The following is a 17,081-nucleotide window of genomic DNA, read 5'->3' as shown; positions in this document are numbered from 1 at the left end:
GCTACCCGCCGCACAGTCCCAACCCTCAGAACCCTGCCGCTTTCGCGTCGCTGCATCTGCAGCACAGAAACGAGATTATGAAGAATCTTTTTCTCCTTGTCAACAAGTTTGTGAGCGTTTGCTTTCAAACTTACCGACTTTGGAGGCCACCTGTTTCTTTAGCGGCCCTCGTTGCGAAACGAGGAGACGAATAATAGGCGATGGCACCCACTATGGCAAGGACATCTTCAAACTATTTTCGGGAAAGTCCGAACAACCGTTCAACGACCCTTCGCCAGCCCCATTTCGTCGATGGGAACGGCTTCCGACATGGCCGCATAACCCGCGTCGCTAGGATGGATATGGTCGCCGCTGTCATAGCGTCGCTGGAGACGATCCGGATGGGCCGGGTCGCGGAGTGCCTGGTCGAAGTCAATCACGCCATCGAATGCATGGCTTGAGCGGATCGAGTCATTCACTGCCGTCCTGATCGCCTCACGTTCCGGAGGCAGCGAGGCCGGCGTCAAGGTCGCGCCGTAGATCCGGACCCCGCGCTGGTGCGCCTGCGCAATCAGCCGTTGATACCCGCGCAACAGCGAATCGGCGGTCACGGGCGTATGGGGATCGTCGCAATCCAGGCCGGCGTGGGGGGGCATCGCGGGGAAATTGATATCGTTGATGCCGATCATCAGGATCACCGTGCGGACCCCGGGTTGGCGCAGCGCGTCGCGGTCGAATCGCGTCAAAAGCGCATCGCCGTAGCACGGTGACCCGCTCAGCAAGCGATTGCCGCTGATTCCCGCATTGACGACCGCGGTGCTGTCGATGCCCTTTTGCGTCAGCCGGCGCCCCAATGCGTCGGGCCAGCGACGGTTCGCGTTCGGCGTCGAGCGCATGCCATCGGTAATGGAGTCTCCGATTGCTACCAGCGCCCGCGCAGGCGTTGCGTCGACGGAAACGCTTGTCAGCCATACAAATTGCGTGAAGCGGGTGCGAAACGCGGCGGCGTCGGTATCGGAGGAATGGTTGCCTGGCGTCGATACGTAATTCGTCTGGTTCGCCACCCTATGCCACGCGGCCATTTTTTGACCCGCTCCCATATAGGTGCTGACGGCGAGCGGCTGGTGGGCGGCGACATCGAAGGTAATCGGGTCGCTGTCCATCTGGCCACCCGGCGCGATGGTCACGCTCGCCTTGCCCGCGAACGTCACAGGACGGCTAGTGCCCGCTCGGATCGCCGCCGCGCCGCCGGACACGGCGCGCGCTACTTGTACGCCCTCGATCACCAGCGGCGCCGTGCCGTACACATTGCTGAAGCGCAGCCGAACGTGGCGGCCGTCGATGGCGGGATACACAATCTGCCGAACCGTCCGGCCGCCAATCTCAGGCGCGCGATACAGCGCCGGCAAATCCGTCCGCTGCGGAATGGCCTGCAACGCCGTGCCCCAGGCGCTGACCCAGTGTTCGGCCGGTGCGTCGTCGGCGAGAGCGCAGGTGGATGACAGCAAGGAAGCAAGCAGCGTCGCGGCGGCAACGGCGGAAAGGGCGCGAAGGTTCATCGGGGAACGGGTGTTTTTGAGGGAAAAAACGATTGTGCCTGAACAGGCAAACCAGGCGCTTACAGTTCAGCGGATGATTCGCGGCGGCAGATGTGCGGTTTGGCTCGGCCTTGTGGCATGGCTTTCAGGACAAAGAGCCGCGGCGTCGTTCGGAGACCCGGAGACGGGGAACTCCGCGTACCGGAATCGAATTAGCGCCTGCGTTCATCCGACGCTAAATGTGCAAACGGACCTGCTTTCGCGCCGGTTGAAATCCCGTGGCGCAATTCCCAAACGTGTCTACCAGACGTCTTTTGTCGTCGAAAATCGGACCATTTTGTGAAAAGCCCTCAGAATGTCGGCATTCCGCCTCGCGGTTCTCACTTTGTCCGGTACTTATTCAGCATGCATTCCAAAACTTCTCCCAGCACCAGCGCCGCACCCTCCCAGATCCAATGGGAGGAAAAAGGCGAGAACCGTTCGGCGCTCTGGCACTCGGAAAGCGGAATCGCGCCGCCCAAACGCGTAGTGATCGGCGATGACCAGATGACCGCCGACTCCGCCTATCGGCTAGCTTGCGAAGGCACGGCCATTCTCTGGCGCGGCGATTTCCAAAATGCACGCCAATTGTTGCAGGCGGTTGCCCGACGCATCGAAACGCGGCCGAAAAAGTCCGCCAAAGCCAAAGCGAAGGAACGCAGCGCGGCCCCCGATGCACCGCCGGCCGCGCCGCCCGCCCCTGCAGAAGCGTTCAATTTGCATCGGCTCGCCCAGTCGCAGCGGGCGCGCACGCTCGGCATGCTGCTGTTGCCGCTGGACGCCGAATACGCCATTCCGCTGCGCCGTGCGCCGGTTGTGAAGGAGGCGTGTGAAGAGGCTTACGGCGCGGCAGCTGGTGAGTCGGTTGTGTCGCTGCGGGAAGTGCTGGGGCTGGTCGGCGCGCACGAGTGGCGCAAAAAGGGCGTGGACGTCGAGGCGCTCGGCGCTCGGATTCATCCCTACTACGGCGTGTTTTCGCCGGTGCGCGGCGAGTACATCAAGCTGATCGCGGATCAGCCGTTGCCATCGAAGGAACTGGCTTTCGATATCGGCACCGGCACGGGCGTGCTCGCTGTCTTGCTGGCCCAGCGTGGCGTGAAGCGGGTGATTGCGACGGAAATCGATGCCCGGGCGCTGGCGTGCGCACGCGAAAATATCGAATTATTGGGATATGACCAACAAGTAAAGGTGATTGAGGCCGACCTGTTCCCGGAAGGCCGTGCGCCGTTGATTGTCTGCAATCCGCCGTGGCTGCCGGCCCGGCCCAGTTCGGCGATTGAACACGCGATCTACGATCCGGAAAGCCGCATGTTGCGCGGATTTCTCGATGGCCTTGCTGCGCATCTGACGCCGGGCGGCGAAGGCTGGCTGATTCTTTCCGATATAGCGGAACATCTTGGTTTGCGAACGCGTGCGGAATTCCAGGAGTGGGTCGACCGCGCCGGATTGAAGACGGACGGCCGGATGGATATTCGTCCGCAACACCCCCGCGCCGCAGATAAAACCGATCCGCTTTATCACGCGCGTTCGGCCGAGATTACGTCGTTGTGGCGCCTCGTTCCGGCCTGAGCTTGTAGTTTCACGCGGGCGTTTGAACCCGGTTCACGCCCGCTGCTGCACATAAGCCAGCGCCGCCTCGCCCGCCACCAAACCGCTCGCGAAACACGCCGTGAGCAGATAACCGCCCGTCGGCGCTTCCCAATCCAGCATCTCGCCCGCGCAGAAAACGCCGGGCAGCGCCTCGAGCATCAGGTGCGAATCGAGCGACTCGAACCGCACGCCGCCCGCACTGCTGATCGCCTCGGCGATCGGCCTTGGGCGCGTCACGGTCAACGGCAACGCCTTGATACGTTGTGCAAGGCGTTCTGTATCGGCGAAATCTTCGCGGCTCAACACCTCTCGCAGCAAACCCGCCTTCACGCCCGTCAGGTTCAGACGACTCTGCAAATGGCTCGACATGGACCGAGCGCCGCGTGGATGCGTCACTTCATCGTGAACACGCTGCGGCGTCAGAGCCGGCAATAGATCGAGGAAAAACGTGCCATCGCCGGCGGCCAGGCGATCGCGGATACGCGCCGACATCGCGTAGATCAGACTGCCTTCAATACCTGTCGATGTCAGCAAACACTCGCCCGTGCGCCAGTCGATACCACCCTCCTCTCGCGGCAAACCGATCGCCACGGCTTTCAGCGGTTCGCCTGCAAAACGACTGCTGAAATGCTCGCTCCAGTCGATATCGAAACCACAGTTGGACGGCTTGAACGGCGACACGCCCACGTCCCGCGCTTCCAGATGCGGAATCCACGCGGCGTCCGACCCAAGTCGCGGCCAGCTTGCGCCGCCCAGCGCGAGGACAACGGCGTCAGCTTCGACCGAGCGCTCGCCCTCCGGCGTAGCGAACCGCAAAAGGGGTAAAGCTTCATCACCCCAGCCAAGCCACTTATGCCGCATATGGAACCGTACGCCCGACCCGCGTAGCCGATGCAACCAGGCTCGCAGCATCGGCGCGGCTTTCATGTCGGTCGGAAATACGCGGCCCGAACTGCCAACGAAAGTTTCCACGCCCAATCCGTGAACCCATGCGCGTAACGCGGTGGTATCGAAACGACGCAGCAACGGTTCAATTTGCGCCCGGCGCTCCGCATAACGCGACAGGAATAGTTCGGCAGGTTCCGAATGCGTGAGATTCATGCCGCCCTTGCCGGCCATGAGGAATTTGCGGCCGACCGACGGCATGGCGTCATATAGATCCACTTCTACGCCACCCGCCGCCAGCGCTTCCGCGGCCATCAAGCCAGCAGGGCCGCCGCCGATAACGGCAACGCGCGCGCGACGAATTTCTGAGGAGGAGGGCGATGACGGCATGCGGGGGAAGACGGTTGAAAGCGAAGCCGCATTGTCGCATTCGGCGTCGGGGAACCGCGACCCTTCCCGGGCTAGTGCCGAGGCCGACTGAGTAAGCCACGTCTCCCGCTGAATGCTCTTGGGGAAAATTACAGGCGGGTGTTTGAAGCGGGTGTCTGAACATTAGGCCGTTCAGATACTACCGCGTCAAAGTCACGCTATTCAGGATAGGGAACACCGCTGCTCTGCCCTCATCCCGCCCATCTCAAAAAAATAACTATTAACCGACCGGACGGTCGGCTTATAATTGCAGCACAGTGACTTCCTAGAGCGAGCGATCGTCATGTACACGCAGTCCCTCGATATCCCCGGCAACGTGCAGTCCATCGATCCGGCGTCCACATCGCCGGAACTCAGCCGTTTTGACGCCGTGATGGCCGTCGACGGCAAGATCGAGCCTCAGGACTGGATGCCCGAGGCTTACCGCAAGACGCTGGTCCGCCAGATCTCGCAGCACGCACATTCAGAAATTGTCGGCATGTTGCCCGAGGGCAACTGGATTTCGCGCGCGCCGAGCCTGAAGCGCAAGGCGATCCTGCTCGCGAAGGTGCAGGACGAAGGCGGCCACGGCCTCTATCTATATAGCGCGGCAGAAACCATGGGCGTGTCGCGAGACCAGCTCGTCGATGCCCTGCACGCTGGCAAAGCCAAATATTCGAGCATTTTCAATTACCCGACGCCCACGTGGGCGGATGTCGGCGTGATCGGCTGGCTGGTGGACGGCGCGGCGATCATGAACCAGATTCCGCTCTGCCGCTGCACGTACGGCCCGTATGCGCGCGCCATGATCCGCATCTGCAAGGAAGAGTCGTTCCATCAACGGCAAGGTTTCGACGCCCTGCTTTCCATGATGAAGGGCACCGCTGCGCAAAAGGAAATGGTTCAGCAAGCGGTTGACCGCTGGTGGTGGCCGGTGCTGATGATGTTCGGTCCGAGCGACAAGGATTCCATCCACAGCGGCCAGTCGTTCAAATGGGGCATCAAGCGGATATCGAATGATGATTTGCGCCAAAAATTCGTCGATGCCACCGTCGAGCAAGCCAAGATTCTCGGCGTGACGCTGCCCGATCCCGACCTGAAGTGGAACGAAGAACGCCAGGCGCACGACTACGGCGAGATTGACTGGGAAGAATTCTGGCGCGTCGTGAACGGCGACGGCCCGTGCAACAAGGAACGCCTCGCCACGCGAGTCAAAGCGCACGATGACGGCCTTTGGGTTCGCGATGCCGCCCTCGCCTATGCCGCAAAACAAGCCGCGCGCGCCCAAAAGCAAGCTGCATAAAGTAAGGAGCAAAAAATGAACAACGAATGGCCGATCTGGGAAGTGTTCGTGCGCAGCAAGCAGGGCCTTGACCACAAGCATTGCGGCAGCCTGCATGCGCCGGACGCACCGGGAGCGCTGCGCATGGCACGCGATGTCTACACGCGGCGCCAGGAAGGCGTGAGCATTTGGGTTGTGCCGTCGGCAGCAATCACAGCCTCCGATCCCGCCGATAAAGCCGAGTTCTTCGAGCCCGCTGGCGACAAGATCTACCGTCACCCGACGTTCTTCGTGCTGCCCGACGAAATCAACCACATGTGATTGAAGGGTCAAGCCCATGACGACGCCCCAACATCTGTCCTACGTGCTGCGCCTCGCCGATAACGCCCTGATCCTCGGTCAGCGCAACGGCGAGTGGTGCGGCCACGGCCCGGTGCTCGAGGAAGATATCGCGCTGGCCAATATCAGCCTTGATCTGATTGGCCAGGCGAGATTGCTTTACTCGCACGCGGCCACGCTCGATGCCGAACTTTACGGCACGAAGAAAACCGAAGATGACTACGCGTATTTCCGCAACGAACGTGATTTTCGCAATTACACGCTGACGGAGTTGCCGCACGCGGGTCCGTTATCGGGCACGGCGCGTTCAGATCGGGACTACGCAGTGACAGTCGTGCGCAATTTCCTTTATTCGACGCTGATGGCGCATCTGTGGACAGCGCTCACGCAATCGACCGACGCGCAACTTGCCGCAATCGCGTCGAAGTCGATCAAGGAAACGCGTTATCACCTGAATCACGCCAGCGACTGGCTGCTGCGTTTCGGCGATGGCACCGACGAATCGCATCGTCGGGCTCAGGCCGCGGTGGACTACCTGATGCCGTACACGCGCGAGTTCTTCAGTACCGATGACGTGGAAACGAGCATCGCCGATGCAGGTATCGGTCCGCTCACCGCGGATCTGGAAACCGCGTGGCGTGAAGACGTGGACGCGACGCTTGCGCAAGCCACGCTGCAAAAGCCCGTCGATGCCAAACACGTGACCACCGGCAAGTTGGGCGAGCATTCCGAGCACATGGGTTTCCTGCTTGCGGAATTGCAGAGTATCGCGCGGCAGCATCCAGGCGCCACGTGGTGAACGCGACGATGACCACCGCCGAAGCTTCGCTCGATCGCGTATGGGAAGTGCTGGACGCCGTGCCCGATCCGGAAATTCCGGTGGTATCCATCCGTGAGTTGGGCATTCTCCGCGATGTCCGCCGCGCCGCCGACGACACATTGGAAATCGTCATCACGCCCACGTATTCGGGCTGCCCGGCGATGTACCAGATCGCCGAAGACATTGGTGCAGCATTGAACGGCGCGGGCTTCACGAAGCATCGTATCGAGACAGTTCTGGCGCCGGCGTGGACCACCGACTGGATGACCGACGCAGCGCGCGACAAGCTCAGGCAGTACGGCATCGCCCCGCCAATGGGCAATTGCGGTTCAAACGAACACGCGCCGCAAGAACGGCCAATCCGCTTCGTGCCACGCGTCGTGGATAAACCCGCGTGCCCCCGCTGCGGTTCATCGCATACCGAACGCCTTGCCCAATTCGGCTCGACGGCATGCAAGGCGCTGTATCGCTGCATGGATTGCCGCGAGCCGTTCGACTACTTCAAACCGTACTGAAAATGACCATGGCGACTCCGCAATTCCACTCGCTGCGCATCCGCGATGTCCGTCCCGAAACCGCCGACGCCGTCACGGTTTCCTTCGATGTCCCCGACACCCTGCGCGACGCATTCCGTTTCACGCAAGGCCAGTTCGTCACGTTGAAGACGCATATCGACGGTGAGGAAACGCGGCGCTCATATTCTATTTGCGTCGGCGTGACCGATTACGACCGCGACGGCGAATTGCGGATTGGCATCAAGCGCGTGCGGGGCGGCCGCTTCTCAAACTTCGCTTTCGATACGCTGAAGCCCGGTCACGAAATTGAAGTCATGACGCCTGATGGCCGCTTTTTCACGCACCTGAACGCCGATCACGTGAAGCACTACGTGGCGTTCTCGGGCGGTTCGGGCATCACGCCGGTGCTCGCGATCGTCAAGACGACGCTGGAATCCGAGCCGACGAGTCGTTTCACGCTCATCTACGGCAATCGCAGCGTCGACGCGATCATGTTTGCCGAGGAGCTGGAAGACCTGAAGAACCGCTTCATGAGCCGGTTCTCGCTGTATCACGTGTTATCGGACGATTTGCAGGATGTCGAGTTGTTCAACGGCGTGCTGAACCAGGAAAAGTGCGCGGCATTTCTAGAAGCGCTCGTTCCCGCCGATGAAATCGATGAAGCCTTCATTTGCGGTCCCGGCCCGATGATGGACGCCGCCGAAGCCGCGCTGAAAAGCGCAGGCGTATCGCCGAAGCAGGTCCACGTCGAGCGGTTCGGCACGCCGCTGCCGCAAGCCGGTGTGCCGGCAATCGAAATCACCGACGACACCCCGGCAGCGGATCTGGAACTGATCATCGATGGGAAAAAGCGCAAGTTGCGTCTGCCGTATCAGGGCGTGAGCGTGCTCGACGTCGGGCTGAAAGCCGGGCTTGCGCTGCCCTATGCGTGCAAGGGAGGCGTGTGCTGCACGTGCCGCGCGAAGGTGCTGGAAGGCGAAGTGCGCATGGAGAAGAACTACACGCTGGAGCAGCATGAGATTGACGCGGGCTTTGTGCTGACTTGCCAGTGCCACCCGATTTCGGATCGCGTAGTTGTGAGCTATGACGAACGTTGAGCGCTGTGTTGGCGGATTGGGCTGATTCGATTCGCTTACACTAGGGGCCGCCCGTTCCGAATGCGGTGTGCCGCGCCTCGTCGCCGCACTCGCCGCGCGCGGGCAGCCTACTTACGTTTGCGGTCACCGTTACTGATGAGCACCATTCACGTTACCAACGGCGATCACGCCGCCGATATTCTGCGCGAAGCCCTGCAAACAGCAGCCCGCGACGAACGCGTCATCCCACTGAAGGACGACCTTGCGGTCGGCCAGCTAAGAGGCATAGACGACAACCCGGAAACCCGGGCGCTGTTCTGGCAGCAGGTGCTGAACGAACAGAAGTTCGACTTTATATCGAAGCTCAAGGAACAGGACGCGCTCCTGCGCGATCTCGCGCAAGACAACGGACAGGTCGTGGTCTGGCACGGCCAGAGCGCCAGTGATCAGCTCACATTGCGACGAGTGGCCTACACGCTGCGCAACGCGCCGCAGCGCTTGAACGAAGCCAAGCTCACCCACGAAGACCTGCCCCTTGTCACCGCGAGCGACGGCACGCAGCAGCGCCGCGGCCGTGAAGACGACGCGACGGCGGTCGGCATGTTCACGGTGGCCGAACTGGGCGCCAAGCTGCCGACGGCCGCACCCATTTCGGTGCTGCGCATCAGCCGCCTTGCGCTGGAATGGCAGGAGGTGAAGCAGATCAACAGCGAGACTCGCCGATGGCGTGACAACACGTTTATTTCCGGCACCTATTCCGACGTCGATGAAACCATCCTCCAGATAGCCAGCGACGGCTGGCAGGAAGCGCGCCGGCTCACCGGCCAGGTGATGGGCACGAGCTTCGGCTTTCTGGTCAGCGATTCCATCGCGTTCTGGCGCTGTCGCGAACTTGTTGCGGCGGGCAAACTGGAGATTCGCGGCGATCTCGCCAAGATAGCCGAGGCCAAACTTCGTCGCGCCACGCATTAGAATCCCCGATCGACCCAGCAATTCTCCGAGACTCAATGGCCCGTACAAGAGCGCCTGACCACGACACGCAACGCGAGCAGATTCTCGAACTCGCCGCAGCCAAATTTGCGCAGACCAGCTACCCGAGCACGTCGATGGCCGATCTCGCTGCGGCCAGCGGAACCTCCAAAGCGCGGCTCTATCACTACTACGCCAGCAAGGAAGCCATCCTTTTCGACCTGCTCGACCGCTACACAAAGCGGTTGATGCTGATCATTGCGGAAGTGGAGGGAGCAAGCCAACGGCGCGGATTGACGGAGCGCGAGGCGTTCGCCGAGCTGATTCGCGCGTTCCTTGCAGAGTACGAAACGTCCCATAGCCGGCACGTTGCGTTGCTTAACGACGTCAAATATCTTGAAGATACGCAGCGTGAAATCGTGCTGGAGCGCCAACGCGGCATTGTCGCGGCGTTCGCCCGGCAACTTGCGCGCGCGTATCCGAAGCGTGCGACGAAGGAGAACCAGACCGCGCTCACCATGATGGTGTTCGGCATGATCAACTGGACCTTCACGTGGCTCAAACCGGACGGGAAGCTGGGTTACCGAGAGTTCGCGGAACAGGTTGTGGGCGTGATCGAGCACGGAATGAACGGCGACAATTGAGCGAAATGGTGCGATGCGTCATTTCGTCGCCGCACAGCCGTCTGATTCACGCAACATCATCCAAGTCTTTGTTTATAAACAAAACATATTCATAATACTTGAAAGTTAGACTGGATACTCCATAGCGTATTACGGGTTTTCCCTAGTACTCCCACCGTGGTTCGGCTAAAATCCGTTTTGCGACGCACTATGTCGCGCGACGAATCAAGGAGCCACCATCGTGAACATGCCTTTCAACCGCAACACTGCATCGATCTTCGCAGCAGCCGATCGTTCGCAACCGGCTGCCGGTCGTTCGCCCGTTCTCGTCCGTGAGTTGTCCTCGAGCGATCGCGAGCGTCTGCTCAAACACTTCCTCGCTCTCGACGAAGACGATCGCCTCCTGCGTTTCGGCCAGATCGTGCCGGATCGTGTGATCGAGAACTACGTCGCGAATATCGATTTTTCGCGCGATACGGTGTTCGGCGTGTTCGACGAACAGTTGAACGTGGTTGGCGTCGGCCACTTGGCTTATCTGCCGGCTGAAGGCGACAAGCGCACGGCGGAGTTCGGTGTGTCGGTGCTGGAAAGCGCGCGTGGCAGAGGCGTGGGTAGCCGCTTGTTCGAGCGCGCCGCCATCCGCAGCCGCAACACGCATGTTTCAATGCTCTACATGCATTGTTTGTCACGCAACTCGACCATGATGCACATTGCGAAGAAGTCGGGCATGAAGATCGAGTATGCGTATGGCGAAGCCGACGCTTATCTGTCGCTCACGCCCGCCGACCAAGGCAGCATTCTCACGGAGATGTTGCAGGAACAGGCAGCGGTCTTCGATTACGCGGTGAAGCGCCAGGCGCGCCGGGCATCGCAAATGTTTCAGGCGTTCATGCCTACTGCCGACGCGGCCTGATCGGGACCTCGAGTTCTGATTCCCAGGCACACATCAGCAAGCATGCGCAAAAGCACGAAAGGCGGCGAAAGCCGCCTTTTTTGCGTCTGCAGGTTTTGGATCGATTACGCGGCGCAGCCGGGGACTTATCGAATGGGAAGCGCCGTCGTTTCCTTGAAGCGCTCCAGCGAGAAGCTGCTTTTAACGTCGATCACTGATGGATGGTGCAGCAACTCGTCCTGCATGAAGCGCGAAAAGTGCTCCATGTCTTCCACCTGGACGCGCAGCAAATAATCCATATCGCCGGTCATGGCGTCACAGGCCACGACTTCCGGCCACGCGCGAACGGCTTCGCGAAAGCGGTCGGCGTGCGTCGGCGGGTTTTTCATCCCCGCAGATACCGGCGTCCCGCCGCGTTTTTCCAGCCGCACGTTCACGTACGCGAGCAGCCCGAGTCCGAGCAGACGCGGCTCCAGCAGCGCGACATAACCGCGGATCACGCCCTCTTCCTCCAGCCGACGGATGCGCCGCAAGCAGGGACTTGGCGAGAGGTTCACCTGATCGGCGATATCCTGGTTCGACAGCCGCCCGTTGACCTGAAGAATGGCGAGAATTTTCCGATCGATGGCATCGAGTTCGACTTGAGCCATTTTCTGCCCTCAATAGCCGTATCGACGGCATGAACATGCGCCATCGTAGTAATACGCGATTTAATTCGCAAGTATCCACCGCGCTTCCGTCGATAAACTTTGTCCCAATAACCGCCGATTAATCATCGAATCATCCTCACGGTTCAGGAGACAAAGCATGCAGGCAACGACTTGGGACAATCCCGTTGGCACGGATGGTTTTGAATTCATCGAATACACGGCGCCGGATCCCGTGGCGCTCGGGCAATTGTTCGAGCAAATGGGGTTCACCGCGATTGCCCGCCATCGTCACAAGAAGGTGACGCTTTATAGACAGGGCGAGATCAACTTTCTGGTCAACGCCGAGCCTGATTCCTTCGCGCAGCGGTTTGCGCGTTTGCACGGCCCGTCGATTTGCGCGATTGCATTCCGTGTCGCCGATGCGGGCAAGGCGTACAAACGCGCGCTCGATCTCGGCGCCTGGGGCTTCGACAACAAGACCGGCCCGATGGAACTGAACATTCCTGCCATCAAGGGCATTGGCGATTCGCTGATTTATTTCGTGGACCGCTGGCGCGGCAAGAATGGCGCGGAGCAGGGCAGCATCGGCGACATCAGCATCTACGACGTCGACTTCGAACCCATTCCCGGCGCCGAGCAAAATCCGGTCGGCCACGGCTTGACGTATATCGACCATTTAACGCACAACGTTCATCGCGGACGGATGATCGAATGGGCCGAGTTCTACGAGCGCTTGTTCAATTTCCGCGAGGCGCGTTACTTCGATATTGAAGGCAAGGTGACCGCGGTCAAGTCGAAAGCGATGAGTTCGCCGTGCGGCAAGATCCGCATCCCGATCAACGAGGAAGGCTCGGATACGTCTGGCCAAATCCAAGAATATCTGGACGCTTATCACGGCGAAGGCATCCAGCATATTGCGCTCGGCAGCGACGATATCTGCAGCATCGTCGACAATTTGCGCGGCGCCAAAATCGCGCTGCTCGACACCATCGATACGTATTACGAACTCGTCGACCGGCGCGTGCCGAATCATGGCGAATCGGTGGCGGAACTGCGCAAACGCAAGATCCTGATCGACGGCGAGCGGGACGAAATCCTGCTGCAAATCTTTACGGAAAACCAGATTGGCCCGATCTTCTTCGAGATCATTCAGCGCAAGGGCAATCAGGGGTTCGGTGAAGGCAACTTCAAGGCGCTGTTCGAATCGATTGAACTCGACCAGATACGGCGTGGCGTAGTGAAGGACACGAGCGCCAGCTAAAAGGTGTGGTGCGAATAAAAAATGCCGGCGATTCAAAGATCCCCGGCATTTTTTGTTCATTTGCGCGAACTGTTCCTCGCGCATCCAAACCCTCAGGCGTCAGCGTCGTCCTTGTTTTGCGCCGTCTGTTTATTCGAAACCTGTTCAACCCGAACCTGCGTCATTCGCGGTCTGCCGGAGATTGTTACCTCCGATCCAGCCGGGGTGCCAACGCGAACGGGCGCGTTCATCGCAAAAAATGCTGCGGAAACCATCAAAAAACTTTGGATGTATCGTTGTTTCACTGCTTTCTCCTTCAACTGCGTGCATCGGTGTGTCCAGCAATCGTGCTCGTCCCGCCGGCAAAGCCGACACGAATGTGCATCGATCGCGGGTTTGAAACCCCTCGGCGCGTGCGGTTCCCCGATGACATCGAATGACATCCAAATCCGGCCGTTTTTACACGTCGTAACATCGGTGCAATGTTGAAATTACTTTTCAGCGGGTTTTTACCAGTGCTGAAAAAAAGTCAAAACGGGCACACTCAGAATCCCGGCCGACGCGTCCACAAGACGCCAAGGCCCTAAAGTGCTTTGGTGATCCCAAACGTTGGCGGAGAGACCCCACAATGAATGCCCCTCTTGACGCGGAACAAAAAGCTTCCCTAGAAGCCGCGCTGAATTCCGTCACTCTCGACGACAAATACACCCTGGAACGCGGTCGCGCGTACATGAGCGGCATACAGGCGCTGGTTCGGCTGCCGATGCTGCAACAACAACGCGATCACGCCGCGGGGCTGAACACCGCCGGCTTCATTTCCGGCTATCGCGGTTCTCCGCTCGGCGCACTCGATCAACATCTGTGGAAAGCGAAGAAACATCTCGCTTCGCATCAGGTCGTGTTCCAGCCCGGCGTGAATGAAGACCTCGCGGCCACCGCCGTGTGGGGCTCGCAGCAGGTCAATCTTTATCCCAGCGCCAAATACGACGGCGTGTTCTCGATGTGGTACGGCAAAGGGCCGGGCGTCGACAGAACCGGCGATGTGTTCAAGCATGGCAATTCGGCGGGCTCATCGCAGCATGGCGGCGTTCTAGTGCTCGCCGGTGACGATCACGCCGCCAAATCCTCCACGCTCGCGCACCAGTCCGAACACATCTTCAAGGCGTGCGGGCTACCGGTGCTGTTTCCATCGAATGTGCAGGAATATCTGGACTTCGGCCTGCATGGCTGGGCGATGAGCCGTTACTCCGGCCTCTGGGTCGCGATGAAATGCGTGACCGACGTAGTGGAATCATCGGCTTCGGTTGATATCGATCCGCATCGTACGCAAATCGTTCTGCCCACTGATTTCGCAATGCCCGATGGCGGTCTCAACATCCGCTGGCCTGATCCGCCGCTGGTTCAGGAAGCGCGGTTGCTCGACTACAAGTGGTACGCGGCGCTCGCCTACGTGCGCGCGAACAAGCTGGACAGAATCGAGATTGAATCGCCGAATGCGCGCTTCGGCATCATGACGGCGGGCAAGGCTTATCTCGATGTGCGTCAGGCGCTGAGCGATCTCGGTCTCGACGATGAAACCTGCGGGCGCATCGGCATTCGTTTGTACAAGGTCGGTTGCGTGTGGCCGCTTGAAGCGCAAGGTGCGCACGCGTTCGCGCATGGGCTGCAAGAGATTCTGGTCGTTGAAGAAAAGCGTCAGATCCTGGAGTACGCGATCAAGGAAGAGCTCTATAACTGGCCCGATGCGCAACGACCACGTGTTTTCGGCAAGTTTGACGAGAAGGATGGCGCGGGCGGCGAATGGTCCGTGCCGATGGGCAACTGGCTTTTGCCGGCCCACTACGAATTGTCGCCGGCGATCATCGCGAAGGCGATTGCCACGCGGCTCGACAAGTTCGATCTTCCCGCCGATGTCCGCGCCCGCATCGCCACGCGTATCGCGGTGATCGAAGCGAAGGAAAGAGCGCTGGCGCGGCCCCGTGTTGAAGCCGAGCGCAAGCCCTGGTTCTGCTCGGGCTGTCCGCACAATACATCGACGAACGTGCCGGAAGGATCGCGCGCGTTGGCCGGCATCGGTTGCCACTACATGACCGTCTGGATGGACCGCAGCACGAGTACGTTCAGCCAGATGGGCGGCGAAGGCGTCGCGTGGATCGGCCAGGCGCCGTTCACCCACGACAAACACGTGTTCGCCAATCTGGGCGACGGCACGTACTTCCACTCGGGGCTGCTCGCGATCCGCGCGGCGATCGCGTCGAAGACGAACATCACGTACAAGATCCTCTACAACGACGCTGTCGCGATGACCGGCGGCCAGCCCGTAGACGGCGTGCTCACCGTGCCGCAAATCACGCATCAACTGGCGGCCGAAGGCGCGACGAAGATCGTGATCGTCACCGATGAACCCGAGAAATATCAGGCAAACGTGGGACTGGCGCCGGGTATCGATGTATTTCATCGCGACAAGCTCGATGAAGTTCAGCGCGCGCTACGTGAGATCACCGGCACCACGATCCTAATTTACGACCAGACGTGCGCGACGGAAAAACGCCGGCGCAGGAAACGCGGCGCGTACCCCGATCCGGCGAAGCGCGTGGTCATCAATGAAGCCGTGTGCGAAGGCTGCGGCGATTGCTCGGTGAAATCGAACTGCCTGTCGGTCGAACCACTCGACACTGAATACGGCACGAAACGCCAGATCAACCAGTCGACCTGCAACAAGGACTACTCGTGCGTGAACGGTTTCTGCCCGAGCTTCGTCACGGTTGAAGGCGGACAGTTGAAGAAGCCGAAGGTATCGAGTATTTCCGGCGATGCAATGCCGCCCTTGCCCACGCCCGAACTACCGTTGATCGATCGGCCGTACGGCGTGCTGGTCACAGGCGTAGGCGGCACGGGCGTTGTGACCATTGGCGCATTGCTCGGCATGGCCTCGCACTTGGAACAAAAGGGCGTGACCGTGCTCGATGTCACCGGTCTCGCGCAAAAAGGCGGCGCGGTGATGAGCCATGTGCAAATCGCCACGCATCCCGGCGATATCCACGCCACCCGCATCGCGATGGGCGAAGCGGATCTGGTGATCGGTTGCGATCCGATCGTCACCGCCAGCGACGAATGCGGCTCGCGCATGCAACCGGGCCATACACGCGTGGTGGTCAACAGCGCTGAAACGCCGACTGCCGAATTCATCAAGAATCCCAATTGGCGCTTTCCCGGCGCGAGCGCGGAAGCCGATATCCGCACGGCCGCGGGCGAACACGTTGCACTCGTCGATGCAAATCGCTTCGCTGTCGCGCTCCTCGGCGACGCCATTTACACCAATCCGTTCGTGCTCGGTTTTGCGTGGCAACGCGGCTGGGTGCCGTTGCGGCATGAATCGTTGGTTCGCGCTATCGAATTGAATGCAGTGCAAGTCGAAAAGAATCTCGCTGCGTTCGAATGGGGTCGCCACGCAGCTCACGATCTGGACAGCGTGAACCGGCTGGTCAAGGCACAAGGTCGTGGCGGGATATCGTCAGGATCGGAAGGGGGCAGCAAGATCATCGCGCTGCATACGCCGAAGGCGCTGGACACGTTGATCGAAAAGCGCATCGCTTATCTCTCCGATTACCAGAACGAAGCGTACGCGGCACGTTACGCCCGGCTCGTGACCGAAGTGCGTAAGGCGGAAGCGGCGCTCGGTTTAGGCGACGGTCAGTACGCGTTGACCGAAGCTGTCGCGAAGAACCTGCACAAGCTGATGGCGTACAAGGACGAGTATGAAGTCGCGCGCCTTTACGCCGATCCGGCGTTCGTGGAGCGGTTGAAGGGCAGCTTCGAAGGCGAGTGGAAAGTGAAGTTTCACCTTGCGCCGCCCATGCTCTCGAAGAAGGACGCGCACGGTCATCTGATCAAGAAGCAGTACGGCCCGTGGGTCTTGTCCGCCATGAAGGTTTTGGCGAAGATGAAGTTCCTGCGCGGAACATCGTTCGATATCTTCGGCAAGACTGAAGAACGGAAGATGGAACGGGCGCTGATCGCGGATTACGACGCGCTGGTGAAGGAGTTGATTGGTGGATTGACAGCGGAGAAGTTGCCGCTGGCAATAGAACTGGCGAACCTGCCCGATTCAATGCGCGGTTACGGTCACGTGAAGGACAACAACGTGAATGCGGCGCGTATAAAGTGGAATGCGCTGCTCGCGAAGTGGCGTACGCCGGCAGGTGGTGAGACGCGACAAGTAGCCTAAGTTCTTAG

General features: G+C 60.1%; 14 protein-coding genes. 11 read left to right on the top strand and 3 right to left on the bottom strand.

Annotation, left to right across the window (positions count from 1 at the left end; translation table 11 throughout):
• Window positions 1-260: 260 nt before the first annotated feature.
• Entirely contained in the window at window positions 261-1,538 is a 1,278-nt protein-coding gene (locus tag GSQ93_RS21740; RefSeq protein ID WP_158937698.1) for an SGNH/GDSL hydrolase family protein, read from the bottom strand.
• 384 nt (window positions 1,539-1,922) lie between these two features.
• Between GSQ93_RS21740 and GSQ93_RS21735 the strand changes: the two genes are divergently transcribed.
• Complete coding sequence (locus tag GSQ93_RS21735; RefSeq protein WP_158937697.1) at window positions 1,923-3,125, top strand: class I SAM-dependent methyltransferase; 1,203 nt, start codon at window positions 1,923-1,925, stop codon at window positions 3,123-3,125.
• A 33-nt stretch (window positions 3,126-3,158) separates the two neighbouring features.
• Here the strand turns inward: GSQ93_RS21735 and GSQ93_RS21730 are convergent, their stop codons facing one another.
• Window positions 3,159-4,421, bottom strand: a complete 1,263-nt coding sequence (locus tag GSQ93_RS21730; protein ID WP_158937696.1) for a TIGR03862 family flavoprotein — start codon at window positions 4,419-4,421, stop codon at window positions 3,159-3,161.
• Between the two features lie 322 nt (window positions 4,422-4,743).
• Here GSQ93_RS21730 and paaA point away from each other — a divergent pair, with 322 nt between their 5' ends.
• The 8 genes from paaA (at window position 4,744) to GSQ93_RS21690 (ending at window position 10,976) form a co-directional block, all read left to right on the top strand.
• The gene (gene paaA / locus GSQ93_RS21725) at window positions 4,744-5,742 is read left to right on the top strand and encodes a 1,2-phenylacetyl-CoA epoxidase subunit PaaA (RefSeq protein ID WP_158937695.1); all 999 of its coding nucleotides are present in this window, start codon (window positions 4,744-4,746) and stop codon (window positions 5,740-5,742) included.
• A gap of 15 nt (window positions 5,743-5,757) precedes the next feature.
• Window positions 5,758-6,042, top strand: coding sequence for a 1,2-phenylacetyl-CoA epoxidase subunit PaaB (gene paaB, locus GSQ93_RS21720; RefSeq protein WP_158937694.1), 285 nt, complete (start codon window positions 5,758-5,760; stop codon window positions 6,040-6,042).
• A gap of 16 nt (window positions 6,043-6,058) precedes the next feature.
• The gene (paaC, locus tag GSQ93_RS21715) at window positions 6,059-6,859 is read left to right on the top strand and encodes a 1,2-phenylacetyl-CoA epoxidase subunit PaaC (protein WP_158937693.1); all 801 of its coding nucleotides are present in this window, start codon (window positions 6,059-6,061) and stop codon (window positions 6,857-6,859) included.
• Between the two features lie 8 nt (window positions 6,860-6,867).
• Complete coding sequence (gene paaD / locus GSQ93_RS21710; RefSeq protein WP_158937692.1) at window positions 6,868-7,395, top strand: 1,2-phenylacetyl-CoA epoxidase subunit PaaD; 528 nt, start codon at window positions 6,868-6,870, stop codon at window positions 7,393-7,395.
• Window positions 7,396-7,403: 8 nt separating this feature from the next.
• Entirely contained in the window at window positions 7,404-8,492 is a 1,089-nt protein-coding gene (paaE, locus tag GSQ93_RS21705; protein ID WP_158937691.1) for a 1,2-phenylacetyl-CoA epoxidase subunit PaaE, read from the top strand.
• 135 nt (window positions 8,493-8,627) lie between these two features.
• Window positions 8,628-9,443, top strand: a complete 816-nt coding sequence (locus tag GSQ93_RS21700) for a DUF1835 domain-containing protein (RefSeq protein WP_158937690.1) — start codon at window positions 8,628-8,630, stop codon at window positions 9,441-9,443.
• A 35-nt stretch (window positions 9,444-9,478) separates the two neighbouring features.
• The gene (locus GSQ93_RS21695) at window positions 9,479-10,084 is read left to right on the top strand and encodes a TetR/AcrR family transcriptional regulator (RefSeq protein ID WP_158937689.1); all 606 of its coding nucleotides are present in this window, start codon (window positions 9,479-9,481) and stop codon (window positions 10,082-10,084) included.
• Window positions 10,085-10,310: 226 nt separating this feature from the next.
• Window positions 10,311-10,976 (top strand): GNAT family N-acetyltransferase, encoded by a 666-nt coding sequence (locus GSQ93_RS21690; protein ID WP_158937720.1) that lies wholly within the window; start codon window positions 10,311-10,313, stop codon window positions 10,974-10,976.
• Window positions 10,977-11,101: 125 nt separating this feature from the next.
• Here the strand turns inward: GSQ93_RS21690 and GSQ93_RS21685 are convergent, their stop codons facing one another.
• On the bottom strand, window positions 11,102-11,605 hold the full coding sequence (locus GSQ93_RS21685; RefSeq protein ID WP_089166070.1) for an Lrp/AsnC family transcriptional regulator: 504 nt from the start codon (window positions 11,603-11,605) through the stop codon (window positions 11,102-11,104).
• 157 nt (window positions 11,606-11,762) lie between these two features.
• On the opposite strand from GSQ93_RS21685, the gene hppD reads away from it, so the two are divergent.
• Together hppD and GSQ93_RS21675 are read left to right on the top strand one after the other, a co-directional pair.
• A complete protein-coding gene (gene hppD / locus GSQ93_RS21680; protein WP_158937688.1) occupies window positions 11,763-12,866 on the top strand; it encodes a 4-hydroxyphenylpyruvate dioxygenase in 1,104 nt (367 codons plus the stop codon).
• Window positions 12,867-13,473: 607 nt separating this feature from the next.
• Window positions 13,474-17,073 carry an indolepyruvate ferredoxin oxidoreductase family protein gene (locus GSQ93_RS21675; protein ID WP_158937687.1) on the top strand — a complete coding sequence of 1,200 codons (3,600 nt, stop codon included), beginning with the start codon at window positions 13,474-13,476 and terminating at the stop codon, window positions 17,071-17,073.
• The last annotated feature ends 8 nt before the right edge of the window (window positions 17,074-17,081 follow it).

This window comes from Burkholderia sp. S171 (genome assembly GCF_009766085.1).
Lineage (GTDB): Bacteria > Pseudomonadota > Gammaproteobacteria > Burkholderiales > Burkholderiaceae > Caballeronia.
This window is presented reverse-complemented; position numbering and strand designations above follow the sequence as displayed.